The organism is Priestia sp. SB1 (assembly GCF_038898415.1).
On record NZ_JBBJSS010000007.1, the window covers coordinates 334,621 to 347,631 of the forward strand.

The 13,011-nt window shown below is 38.3% G+C and carries 10 protein-coding genes and 4 tRNA genes; all 14 read right to left on the reverse strand.

The features are described 5' to 3' along the window. Nucleotides 1-2: 2 nt before the first annotated feature. The 14 genes from WKH56_RS25925 to WKH56_RS25990 all read right to left on the reverse strand — a co-directional run bounded on the left by WKH56_RS25925 (nt 3) and on the right by WKH56_RS25990 (nt 13,003). On the reverse strand, nt 3-1,235 hold the full coding sequence (locus tag WKH56_RS25925; RefSeq protein ID WP_063248454.1) for a S1C family serine protease: 1,233 nt from the start codon (nt 1,233-1,235) through the stop codon (nt 3-5). A gap of 57 nt (nt 1,236-1,292) precedes the next feature. Beyond that, nucleotides 1,293-2,087 carry an MBL fold metallo-hydrolase gene (locus WKH56_RS25930; protein WP_014457688.1) on the reverse strand — a complete coding sequence of 265 codons (795 nt, stop codon included), beginning with the start codon at nt 2,085-2,087 and terminating at the stop codon, nt 1,293-1,295. Nucleotides 2,088-2,105: 18 nt separating this feature from the next. Then, entirely contained in the window at nt 2,106-2,885 is a 780-nt protein-coding gene (locus tag WKH56_RS25935) for a two-component system regulatory protein YycI (RefSeq protein ID WP_034263964.1), read from the reverse strand. After that, nucleotides 2,872-4,173 (reverse strand): YycH family regulatory protein, encoded by a 1,302-nt coding sequence (locus WKH56_RS25940; RefSeq protein ID WP_249276199.1) that lies wholly within the window; start codon nt 4,171-4,173, stop codon nt 2,872-2,874. Before WKH56_RS25940 ends, WKH56_RS25935 begins: the two co-directional genes overlap by 14 nt. A 56-nt stretch (nt 4,174-4,229) precedes the next feature. Further along, nucleotides 4,230-6,137, reverse strand: a complete 1,908-nt coding sequence (gene walK / locus WKH56_RS25945; RefSeq protein WP_033580358.1) for a cell wall metabolism sensor histidine kinase WalK — start codon at nt 6,135-6,137, stop codon at nt 4,230-4,232. Nucleotides 6,138-6,143: 6 nt separating this feature from the next. Continuing rightward, a complete protein-coding gene (gene yycF / locus WKH56_RS25950; RefSeq protein WP_013085552.1) occupies nt 6,144-6,851 on the reverse strand; it encodes a response regulator YycF in 708 nt (235 codons plus the stop codon). A 262-nt stretch (nt 6,852-7,113) separates the two neighbouring features. After that, nucleotides 7,114-7,186, reverse strand: a tRNA-Phe gene (locus tag WKH56_RS25955). Nucleotides 7,187-7,190: 4 nt separating this feature from the next. Beyond that, nucleotides 7,191-7,266: transfer RNA gene (locus tag WKH56_RS25960), tRNA-Asp, on the reverse strand. A 35-nt stretch (nt 7,267-7,301) separates the two neighbouring features. Next, nucleotides 7,302-7,373 (reverse strand) — tRNA-Glu (locus WKH56_RS25965). Between the two features lie 15 nt (nt 7,374-7,388). Continuing rightward, nucleotides 7,389-7,461 (reverse strand) — tRNA-Lys (locus tag WKH56_RS25970). 167 nt (nt 7,462-7,628) lie between these two features. Beyond that, on the reverse strand, nt 7,629-8,915 hold the full coding sequence (locus tag WKH56_RS25975; protein ID WP_013085553.1) for an adenylosuccinate synthase: 1,287 nt from the start codon (nt 8,913-8,915) through the stop codon (nt 7,629-7,631). A 187-nt stretch (nt 8,916-9,102) separates the two neighbouring features. Beyond that, on the reverse strand, nt 9,103-10,467 hold the full coding sequence (dnaB, locus tag WKH56_RS25980; RefSeq protein WP_013059909.1) for a replicative DNA helicase: 1,365 nt from the start codon (nt 10,465-10,467) through the stop codon (nt 9,103-9,105). Nucleotides 10,468-10,583: 116 nt separating this feature from the next. Next, nucleotides 10,584-11,033, reverse strand: a complete 450-nt coding sequence (gene rplI, locus WKH56_RS25985; RefSeq protein WP_013059910.1) for a 50S ribosomal protein L9 — start codon at nt 11,031-11,033, stop codon at nt 10,584-10,586. Beyond that, the gene (locus WKH56_RS25990; protein ID WP_025752414.1) at nt 11,030-13,003 is read right to left on the reverse strand and encodes a DHH family phosphoesterase; all 1,974 of its coding nucleotides are present in this window, start codon (nt 13,001-13,003) and stop codon (nt 11,030-11,032) included. The genes rplI and WKH56_RS25990 overlap by 4 nt, the downstream gene beginning before the upstream one ends. Nucleotides 13,004-13,011 lie beyond the last annotated feature (8 nt).

Consider the following 13,011-nt stretch of genomic DNA (forward strand, 5'->3'; position numbering starts at 1 on the left):
TTTTACTTCATTTGACGCGTTAATTTTACTTCTGTGGATTTCTTTTTGCCATCACGATAGAACGTTACATTCATTTTATCGCCAATTTCTTTTTCAATGTAGAGGTGTTTGCGAAGTGTCGCAATATCTCTTACTTTGCTGTGATCTAGCTCGACAATCACATCATATTCCTTCAACCCAGCTTTAGCGGCTGGCGAACCTGGCTCGACTTTTAGAACAGCGACTCCGTTTACTACATCATGCGGTAACTTAAGGGTTTCTTTTAAATGATACCCTGATACCTCACTTAATGATAGTGTACTAACTCCAAGATACGGACGTCTAACTTCACCATATCGTTCTAAGTCATTAATAATGGGCCTAGCCATGTTAATTGGTATTGCAAGACCAATGCCTTCTACTGCTTCTTGGGCAATTTTCATGGAATTAATGCCTATTAATTCACCATCAATATTAACAAGAGCACCCCCGCTATTGCCAGGGTTAATTGCGGCATCTGTTTGAATGACTTCTGATTGCCAATCAGGATTTCCATCGCCATTCAAATCTTGAGGAATGACACGGTTAACTCCTGAGACAACTCCTTGTGTAACGGATCCAGAAAATTGAAGGCCTAGCGGGTTTCCGATAGCAATCACTGGTTCACCAGCTTTAAGCTTATCAGAATTTCCGAAGGTAGCCACTTTTGTCACGTGACCTGCATCAATTTCAAGAACTGCTAAGTCCATTAAATCATCGCTGCCAAGAATTTTAGCTGATACCCTTGTACCGTTACTGAAGCTCACTTCAATTTCGTTAGCACCTTTAATGACATGATAGTTTGTCACAATATAAGCTTTATTGCCTTGCTTTTTGTAAATAACACCTGAGCCCGTCCCGGCATCAGTTCGTTCATCATTCCAAAAGCTTTCAGAGTTCTGAATGTTTACAACTCCTACAACTGCTGCATTGACTTCGGAAACAGCTTTTGTGACGGCCGTAGTGACGTCAAGAGATACTGACTTTTGTATCGTAGACCCTGTTTGTTCATCTCCGTTTTCATCATTCATCCATCCGTATGGCAAAATCCCGTTCCTCACCAAGGCTGGCATAAGAAGCAGTACAATAAGTGCACCTATAATAGCTCCAATCAGAGCAGAAGCGAAATATCCTCTGCGGCGTTTAGGCGGCCGACTATTCGGCTCTTGGCCTTCATCATAATGTTCCACACTATCACCGAACCCTTCATTTATCATCGTGAATGTCTGCATTCACGTACTAAATGAAGTTATTTTTCGCTTCCTTTCTAGAGACTATACATAAACAATATCAGTTGGTCTTTTTGGATCAGTATCACATAGAAGAATATTGTCCTCTACATTGATGTCTTTTTGTTGTAACACTTGTGCAACCGACATGCGGGCAATTTCCTTCATGTTATTGTCTTGACTCAAATGCGCCAAGTAAATGCGTTTGGTTTGATCTCCGATCACATCTGCCATTGCAAGCGCCGCGTCTTCATTCGATACATGTCCCACGTCGCTTAGAATTCGTCTTTTAATGCTCCAAGGGTAGCGCCCCATTCTCAGCATTTCAACATCATGATTGCTTTCAAATACGTACATATCACTATTTTTAATTGTACCTTTCATGCGGTCACTTACATAGCCGGTATCCGTAATAAGGGTCAATTTTTTAGACCCTTGATGAAAGACATAAAACATAGGCTCTGCAGCATCATGCGAAACGCCAAAAGACTCCACTTCCAATTGACCAAACGATTTCGTTTGGCCAATTTCAAAGTGAAACTTCTGTTCCGTATCAATGTTGCCGATCAAGCCGTCCATTGCGTTCCACGTTTTTTCATTCGCGAAAATAGGGAGCTTATATTTACGTGCCAGAACACCTAGTCCTTTAATATGGTCACTATGTTCGTGAGTCACTAAAATTCCTGATAAATCCGGGATATTGCGATTTACTTGTTGAAAGAGAGCTTCCATTTGTTTTCCGCTCAGCCCTGCATCAACTAGTAAGGAATGTTCTCCATCACTTACTAAAATCGCATTTCCTGTGCTTCCACTCGCTAGCACGCTGAAATGCAGGCTCATTTATCTCACTCCAAATACTTATTTATTTCCTTTTTTAATGATCTGTCCTTCAAAGGCATTTACAAAATAACTTGTATCTCCATTTACAACAATGTGCCAAGTTGGTGCTAAAACTTGGGAATTTAATAACGGCAGATCAAACGTATAGTATCCAAACTCTACGTTTGTTACAGAATCTTTCTTTTTCAATTCATCCTTCAAAAACAAATTTTCCAATGCTTTTAAAGGAGACAAAACATCCTGCTCATCATCCAACGTTTTCACGGAACCTAGCATCGTTTGTTCATATGAAACAATTTCACCTTTATCATTTAAATGAGCAATGATCATGCCATTTTCATTGTCATAGATTTTGTGCTTCTTATATTGTTGAAAGAATGTAACTGTTTTTTTCTCTTTATTAACGTTCCATAGCTCATAATCTTCACCGGAGAGCACATATCGTTTCAAAAATTGACTTAGCTTTGCTTTTGTATTTTTTTCAGGCACTGAAAAAGGTTTGTCCAATACGCTTCGAATTGTTTTTTCCTCAAGCAGCGCTGCTTTTTGCTCTTTCAGCTTTTTTAAGTCTTCTTCTTTAAACAGCTTACTTTTAGCATTTAACGAAGAAGCTTCTTTCACATCTACAGGTAAATGTTTATATTCAATGCCTTCACTCGTTAATTGTTCTTCCACGCTCGACTCCACAAATAGAGAGTACTGATCTTCTTGATGAGTTTTAAAAATCTGATAGCCTAAGTAAATATTAAGAATCAAGAAAGTGAAAATAAAGATGGTTTTTGTTCTATTCCAATCCATCGTTATCGCCTCCTTCGGTCGGCGGTGCAATTCGATACCATTTGCTATTATAATAATAGAACCAAGAAGGAACGAGTTTGACAGAATTAGAATTAAACTCAACCGTCTTTTCGCCGGTTTTCGGCTGCTGTGACACTTCTTCTAGCTGATAGCCTATTGAAATATCTTTTAACAGATTCGGGTCAAAGTTTTGATGTTTTTCAATTAATTGAATCACCTTTTGAGATGACTGCAGCTTTTCTACACTCGAGTCCTGTACTCTTACAAAACGATAAAGAGGACGACGGTAATTTAAAATCTCCGCATTTCCCCATCTCTGATATATTTCAGTCATTCCCTGATTGCTGTACACTGGATAGTTATCTTTATAATAACGATAGCTAATTTCTTTTGTAATGCGATTCCAGCTGTTGAACCTGTAATTAGATTCTGTCCAGCCGCCGTGGTCATTAACGAAGCTAAAGCTGCGATTTATTAAATTATAATCTTCCATTACCTCGGTCGTGGAATTTACAAGATTCACATATTCCATCACATCTGTCTTCGTATTGACATTGATTACTTTTGTACCTTCAGTGTAGACATCTCGGTTTGTAGACGTTTCTTTCCGTGCATAGTCTGGGTTGTTAAAAAGCGCTTCTTTATATTTTTCAATATCTAAATGCCTCATGCTCGTATAGTAGACTTCACTATTCATCGTAATATTATTTTCCGGAAGGAAAATATACCGATTTTTGTTTTCTTTATATACAAGGCTCGGGGCATACGTACGCTTCATTTTATCTTCTAATTCTTTGATATCATCTTTGGCCAAATTCTTGACTGTAACCGAATAAATCTTTTTTTGCTCATAATTCACAAGATACACGCTCACGAAAAAGGAAGGTGTACGCTTAATTTTAATGAGTACACGGTCAAATGTTTGATTAGGCAAAGACGTTTGAGAAAATGAAAAAAGCTGTTGAAATGTTTTCAAAGGTAGTGCGTCTGGATACAGCACTTCAATAGAATTACTTCCATGTACATAATTTAAAAATCCATCAGGAGAAATAGCATCCGAAACGTCCGTCACATTCGAAAATTTCCACTTTTTCATTTCATTTACCCATTTGTTTACATCATCTTCATCGTGAGACATGTAGTGATTATCGTTTCGATGATAGAGAACTTCTGTTGGAAGAATATGATCTTCTATTTTACTTTTTGAACTAACTTCAACTTCTTGCAAATGTTGATTTTTTGAAATGACCTTATAAGAAGGCTGATACGTCCATATATGATACGTCATAATTAAACTGGAAGCGACGAGAACAACTAAGATGGCCGTTTTGATATGTTCATATCTCATTCCCATTCGTCATCATTCTCACTTTCAATCGGAAGAGTAAAGTAAATCGTTGTTCCTTTTCCTTCCTGACTATCTGCCCAAATGCGTCCATCATGTGCTTCAATAATTTCCTTGGCAATAGCAAGCCCTAATCCTGTTCCGCCTAATTTACGAGTTCGTGCTTTATCTACACGATAGAAGCGTTCGAAAATTTTAGCTAAATTTGATTTTGGAATTCCCATACCTTGGTCTTTAATGCTCACAACAATTTCATGCGTATGCTGAGCAATTGAAAATGTAATGGTTCCGCCTTCAGGTGAATATTTTATTGCATTGGAAATAATGTTATCTAATACTTGTGTAATTTTATCTTGATCGATAGCGACATAGATTGCTTCATTTGGCAAGTCGCGCACGAACGAAATACCTTGTTCAATTGTCATTTCAAAGCGATCAATGATGTAATGATAAAACTTTACAAAATTGATTGGGTCACGACTAAATCGGTAGTCTTGGCTATCTAGCTTAGATAATTGAAGCAAGTCGTTAACGAGACGAATCATTCGCTCTGTCTCCGTTTGCGTTACATTTAAAAATGTTGGAGCTAAGTCCTTATCTTGCCAAGCACCATCTGCAAGCGCATCTAAATAACTGCGCATCGTTGTTAACGGCGTACGCAATTCATGTGAAACATTCGCTACAAATTCTCGGCGATCTTGATCAATTTTTTCCTGCTCTGTAATGTCATGCAAGACAATGATAATCCCATTGATAAAACCGGTCTCTTTTTGAATAGCGGAAATGGTAGCTCGTAAAATAAAGGGATCCGATTTTGTACTAAAGTCCAAAATTAATGACTCTTGATTGGCAAGCAAGCTTTCAAACGTATGCGTTTCTTCAAGATCTAATAGGGAAACAACTGGATCAGACAAAACCGTTTCACGTGAAACATTTAGCATAGCTGCGGCTGGATCATTAATTAAAATTACTCTTCCCTTTCGATCCGTCGCAATAACGCCGTCCGTCATATGAGCTAATACCGAACTAAGCTTACGGCGCTCCCCTTCTGTCGTTGCCTGTGCTTCTTGAAGCTTTCTTGTTAAGTTGTTGAATGTGAGAGCTAGCTGACCAATTTCATCATACCCGTACACCTTAGCTTTTCTCGTAAAATTACCTTTGGCCATCTCAAGTGCTTGTTTTCTCATTTCAGACATTGGACGAGTAATGGTCTGAGCTAAAAACACGCCTAAAATAGCTGTGATAAAAAGAGCAATCACCGTACCTGCCTTAAAGATCTGATTGATATTACTCATTTGATCGTAAACAGGCTCCATGGAAGCTGTTAAGTAAATAGCGCCTAAGATTTCTTCGCTAGACTGAACTTTTCCATTTTTATTAGTTGAACTTGATTGACTGGCACCTACTTTATCCTGTAAACGGATAGGCTGTATCATAACTCTGATTCGCTGCCCGCTTTGATCAACAAATACATTATCAGAGTTCGTTCCTGCTAACAACGCATTTGTAATCGCTAAATCATTAGTCTTTTTACCTATGATCTGTTGAGGATTTGAGTTCGATGTAGCAATGATTCTTCTATTTTGGTCAATGACTCTTACTTCAGAGATGTCATTCATATCATTTGAAGCTAAATTGGGTCTTGAAGCAAAATCTCGTAAAATAGTCTTTAAGTCTTCCTCAAGAGTCGGTGAATCATCATCACGATTTTTCACCATTTCTTGTCCAATGTTATACGTCAGCAAGTCTGTCCGCTCTTGAAGAGACGTTCGAAAGTTGTTAACTAATTCTTTTTCTAATTGTCGAGCAAAATAGACCCCAATAATTTGCATCGCAATTAAAATAAGCAGCACATAAATCAATACAAACTTTAAATGAATAGATTGCAGGAGCCTTACTTTCTTCATCTAAAATTACTCCTGCTCTGGGCTGCGTAAATAATAGCCTACTCCACGTCTTGTTACAATCCACATTGGATGGCTTGGATTATCTTCAATTTTTTCACGTAATCTTCGAACTGTTACATCTACCGTACGCACATCACCAAAATAGTCATAACCCCATACAGTTTGAAGCAAGTGTTCACGCGTCATGACTTGTCCAATGTGCTTCGCTAAATAATGCAGCAGCTCAAATTCACGATGAGTCAGTTCAATCGTTTCTCCGCGCTTAGACACAATATAAGCATCTGGATGAATAACAAGTGCTCCAATCGTAATTTCATTCGTTTCACTTTCTTCTGTTGGAACAGCTACCTGCTGATGTCTACGTAAATTAGCTTTTACACGTGCTAATAATTCACGCGTACTGAACGGCTTAGTTACATAATCATCTGCACCTAATTCTAGACCTAAAACCTTGTCAATTTCAGAGTCTTTTGCTGTTAACATGATAATGGGCATATCATATTTTTTGCGCACTTCTCGGCAAACTTCCATTCCATCTTTCTGAGGAAGCATAATATCTAATAAAATCATTTCAGGCTGTACTTCTTCCACTTTTTCAAGTGCTTCTACGCCATCATAAGCACAAAATACTTCGTAACCTTCTTTTTGCAAATTAAACTTTAAAATATCTGCAATCGGCTTTTCGTCATCTACGACTAAAATACGTTTATCCATGATCATCGTTCTCCTTTATTAGTTGAAGCAAAATATAAAAGATAGTATTCATACTGTTTGAATACCGTAGTTTTATTATACTTGATAACCCTTGAAACGTCACAAGTTCATCCTCTACTATACATGAAGATATATGATTTTCAACCATCTCTAAATACAAAAGTAATATATTACCATAAAAGAGATGCAAAGCAAATAACGTTTTCTTTTAAATGTAAATAAAAGAAAAAAGCATGACTTTAAATAAAGTCATGCTTTTTGATGGCTCGGGACGGAATCGAACCGCCGACACAAGGATTTTCAGTCCTTTGCTCTACCAACTGAGCTACCGAGCCAAAATGGCGGTCCCGACGGGAATCGAACCCGCGATCTCCTGCGTGACAGGCAGGCATGTTAACCGCTACACCACGGGACCTCAGTCTATATGCTATGTATTAAAAATATTAAAAATGACCCGTACGGGATTCGAACCCGTGTTACCGCCGTGAAAGGGCGGTGTCTTAACCGCTTGACCAACGGGCCACGTTGTAACAAAAGTGAGCCATGAAGGACTCGAACCTTCGACCCTCTGATTAAAAGTCAGATGCTCTACCAACTGAGCTAATGGCTCATGTTATATCTCTTAGCGACGCTTATTATAATAACATGATATTTCATATAAATGCAATAGTTTTTTTAAAACTTTCTTTTTATTATTGAGCTTTTTTTAAAAGTCTTGTTAAAAAGCACCAATTATAAATAAAAAAGGTTAGCTCACGAAGAGCTAACTCTTTTTATTTAGCTATATACACCACGTAATACATTTGTTTGTGTACGATCTGGACCTACAGAGAAAATAGATAAAGGAATACCTGTTAATTGAGACACGCGCTCTAAGTAGTGGCGAGCGTTATCAGGTAACTCATCTAATGTTTTCACACCCGTGATATCTTCTGTCCAACCTGGAAGCTCTTCATATACAGGTTCGCATTCTGCAAGTGTTTTTAAGCTAGCAGGGAATTCTTCCATAACTTCCCCTTTATAACGGTAAGCTACACAAATCTTTAATGTCTCAATTCCCGTTAATACATCAATTGAGTTTAAAGATAAGTCTGTGATTCCGCTAACGCGGCGAGCATGACGTACAACTACACTGTCAAACCAACCTACACGGCGAGGACGACCAGTTGTTGTACCATATTCACGTCCTACTTCACGGATTTGATCACCGATTTCGTTTGTTAATTCAGTTGGGAAAGGACCGTCACCAACACGAGTTGTATAGGCTTTTGATACACCTACAACGTGTTTGATTTTAGATGGACCTACACCAGAACCAATTGTTACTCCACCCGCTACTGGGTTTGAAGATGTAACAAATGGATATGTTCCTTGGTCGATATCTAACATAACACCTTGTGCGCCTTCAAATAGTACACGACGTCCTTCGTCTAACGCATCATTTAATACTACTGATGTATCAACAACATATTTTGCAACTTGTTGACCATACTCATAGTACTCATCTAAAATTTCTTCTAATGTAAAGCCTTCTACTTCATACATTTTTTCAAGAAGGCGATTCTTTTCAGCTAAGTTTTGTGTTAATTTTGCTTCAAATACTTCACGGTCTAGTAAATCGGCAATTCGAATACCAACACGTGCTGCTTTATCCATATAAGCTGGTCCAATACCTTTTTTCGTTGTACCAATCTTATTTTCACCTTTACGTTCTTCTTCAACTTCATCTAATTTTAAATGATATGGAAGAATCACATGAGCTCGGTTACTAATACGTAAGTTTTCTGTTGTTACACCGCGATCATGTAAGTATTTTAATTCTTGAACAAGTGCTTTTGGATCAACAACCATACCGTTTCCAATTACACACGTTTTGTCATTATAAAAAATACCTGAAGGAATTAAATGTAACTTATAAGTTTCACCATTAAACTTAATTGTGTGACCTGCATTGTTCCCACCTTGGTAACGTGCAATCACTTCTGCATTTTCTGATAGGAAGTCTGTAATCTTCCCTTTTCCTTCATCTCCCCATTGTGTTCCTACTACAACGACTGAAGACATATCTTAAGCACCTCCGCTTAGTAAGCAACAGCTCACTACGACATAATTTAACCATGGATAAGTGTATCAATTTATCACACTAAAGTCAATTAAATCCGAACGATTTAACAAAAGTTATTACAAATATATCGTATTTTGCGGAACGAATGCGATAACAATAAAATAAAACCTCTCATATTGAGAGGTTTTATGCACCAGGCGGCACTCCTGCGTCATCAAAGCGCCGCTCGAGATTAACGAATTTATTGTATTCTTTTACAAAGGCAAGCTGTACGGTTCCAACTGGACCGTTACGCTGCTTGGCTATAATAATCTCGATAATATTTTGATTTTCTGTGTCTTTTTCATAATAGTCTTCACGATATAAGAAAGCTACGATATCGGCATCCTGCTCAATACTTCCGGATTCACGGATATCAGACATCATCGGTCGCTTATCTTGTCTCTGCTCTACGCCACGGGAAAGCTGTGATAAGGCGATAACAGGAACTTCTAATTCACGGGCTAAAGCTTTTAACGCACGCGAAATTTCAGATACTTCCTGTTGTCGGTTTTCTCCGCTTCGTCCATTACCTTGAATAAGCTGTAAGTAGTCAATTAAAATCATCCCAAGTCCGCCTTCTTGTTTCAAGCGACGACACTTAGAACGAATTTCACCTACTCGAATACCCGGTGTATCATCAATATAAATCCCTGCATTGGACAAAGATCCCATTGCCATCGTGAGCTTTCCCCAGTCATCGGCTGTAAGCGAGCCTGTACGCAGCCTTTGTGCATCAATATTTCCTTCGGCACACAGCATCCTCATAACAAGCTGCTGAGCACCCATCTCTAAACTGAATATTGCTACGTTCTCATCCGTTTTCGTTGCAACGTTTTGCGCAATATTTAAGGCAAAAGCCGTTTTACCTACCGATGGACGCGCCGCTACAATGATTAAATCATTTCGCTGGAACCCTGCTGTCATTCTATCTAAATCACTAAACCCAGTTGGGATACCTGTAATGTCACCTTTTCGATTGTGAAGAACTTCGATATCATCGTACGTTTGTACAAGTACATCTTTGATATTTTGAAACACACCGCTGTTTTTACGCTGTGCTACTTCTAAAATGTTTTTTTCCGCTTCATTTAATAAAACTTCCACTTCGTCTTCCCTTGCATATCCTTCTGAAGCAATATGCGTTGCAGTACGAATTAGACGGCGTAAAATCGACTTTTCTTCTACGATTTTACCGTAATACTCTACGTTTGCAGCCGTTGGAACAGAGTTAGCTAAATCACTTAAATACGATACGCCGCCAACTTCTTCTAGGATTTTTTGGTCAGCTAATTCAGACGTTACCGTTACCAAATCAACCGGTTCACCTTGGTCAGAAAGTTTCAGCATACATGTAAAGATTTTCTGGTGCGATGCCCGATAAAAATCTTCAGGTATCAGCAGTTCAGATGCTAAGGTTAAAGAAGAAGGCTCTAAGAAAATGGCCCCTAATAGCGCTTGCTCTGCTTCAATATTCTGAGGCGGAAGACGATCAGCAAAAAGATCACTCATATTTCTATGCCCCTCTTATATTCTTTCAGTATTTTCTTTCATCATAAATGTTGGCGCGAACAAATACAAGTCCGCGCCAACCCTTTATATTATTTACTTATTTCTCAATCGTACGTTTATTTTTGTTCAGTCACGTGTACCTTTACAGTAGCCGTTACTTCCGGATGTAATTTAACCGGTACATTTGTGTAGCCTAATGCGCGAATGGCATCATTTAATTCAATTTTACGCTTATCTACTTTAATTTTGTGTTTTTTCTTTAATTCTTCAGCAATTTGTTTGCTTGTGATAGAACCGAATAAACGGCCACCTTCACCAGATTTTGCTGTTAATTCAACTGTTAGTTCTTCAAGAGTTGCTTTTAACTCTTTGTTTGCTTGAAGTTCTGCAGCTGCATCTTTTTGCTCTCTATTTTTTTGTGCTTCTAATACCTTCACATTACCGCCTGTAGCTTCAACAGCATAACCATTCTTTAATAAGAAGTTATGTGCATAACCGTCTGAAACATTTTTCACTTCACCTTTTTTGCCTTTTCCTTTTACATCTTTTAAGAAAATTACTTTCATGATTTTTTACCTCCATCTAAGTACTCATCAATTGCTTGTTTAAGCCTTTCTTCAGCTTCATCCAAACTAATGTCTTGAAGCTGAGTAGCAGCATTCGTTAAGTGGCCTCCGCCTTGGAGACTTTCCATAATAACTTGTACATTGATATCTCCAAGCGATCTAGCACTAATGCCAATTAGATTATCCCGTCGCTTAGAAATAACAAACGAAGCAACCACTCCGCTGATTGAAAGCAGCGTATCTGCAGCTTGCGCGATTAACACTTGATCATACATTTTGTTCGGTTCAGCGCGTGAAATGGCAATACCTGCTGTATAAATCTCTGCATGTTCAATAAAGCGTGCTCGCTGTACATATTGCGTAATATCTTCTTTTAAAAACTTTTGAACAAGAACCGTATCTGCGCCTTGAGAACGTAAAAAGGACGCTGCATCAAACGTACGAGATCCCGTGCGTAATGTAAAGCTTTTTGTATCGACAATAATACCGGCTAAAAGTGCTGTTGCTTCTAGCATATCAATTTTAAATCGTTTTGGCTGGTATTCAAGAAGCTCAGTAACGAGTTCTGCTGTCGAGGAAGCATATGGCTCCATATAGACAAGAAGAGGGTCTTCGATAAAGTCTTCTCCTCGTCTATGATGATCAATGACCACGACATTTTCAATACGATTTAATAACCTTTCTTCAATAACGAGCGACGGCTTATGCGTATCTACTACTACTAAAAGAGTATCATCACTCACAAGATTTAAGGCTTCTTCAGGCGTAATAAATCGTTCCCACAGGCCTTCTTTCTTTTTAATCTCTTCTAGCATTCGCTGAACACCTGTATCAATATGATCAGGATCTAATACGATAAAACCGTCTTTCTGATTTACTTGCGCTACTTTTAATATCCCAATAGCAGCTCCTACAGCATCCATATCCGGATACTTATGACCCATGATAATCACTTTTCCACTCTCTGTAATGAGCTCTTTTAACGCGTGAGAAATAACTCTGGCACGCACGCGCGTCCGTTTTTCCATTGGATTAGTCTTGCCGCCAAAGAATTTCACTTTTCCATTCGGCTGTTTAATCGCTACTTGATCTCCACCTCGGCCTAAGGCCAAATCCAAGCTAGATTGAGCTAAAGCACCCAGCTCAGGTAAATCAGCAGCACCAGCTCCGATACCAATGCTCAATGTAAGCGGTATATTTTGTTTAGACGTCTCTTCTCGAACTTGGTCTAAGATAGAAAATTTGCTTCGCTCTAAATGAATTAAGATTTGTTCATTCATAATCGCAATAAATTTCTCAGAAGACGTACGTTTAATAAAAATACCGTATTCTTGAGCCCAACTATTTAACATAGAAGTTACTTGGCTATTCAAGTTACTTTTAACTTGATCATCCATTCCTTGCGTTAGTTCATCATAATTATCTAAAAAGATAATGCCTAAACTTGTTCGTTCTTCCTCATACAATTTTTCGATTTCTATTTGCTCTGTAATATCAAAGAAGTACAGTAAGCGCTCGTCTCGTTTAATCACCACTTTGAATTTCCGATCATGCAACGTGACAACTTCTGTTTCCACTTCTTGTTTGATCAGTGGAATAATACTCTCTGCCACATCGTATAATGATCTTCCCACCAGTGTGTCTTCACCCAGACAAGATGCTAGAAAAGGATTGGTCCATTCAATTTGATATTCATCATTAAATAGCATAATCCCAATCGGCATTTCCATTAATGCCTCTTCGCCTACTTTTTTCAACCGATGAGACAGCATTGAAATATAGGTTTCAAACTCATCGGACAGCATTCGCTCCATTCTCATGTATAGAAAAAGACAGGCTAATAGTAATATAAAGCCTATCATTCCTATGATCCAATTATGATAGGTCACGATACCTACTAAAATCAGGGCTATACTATACAATGAGTAAAATGGATAGCGAATGACGTTCTTTTTTGTAAAGACAGGCATCCATTTCA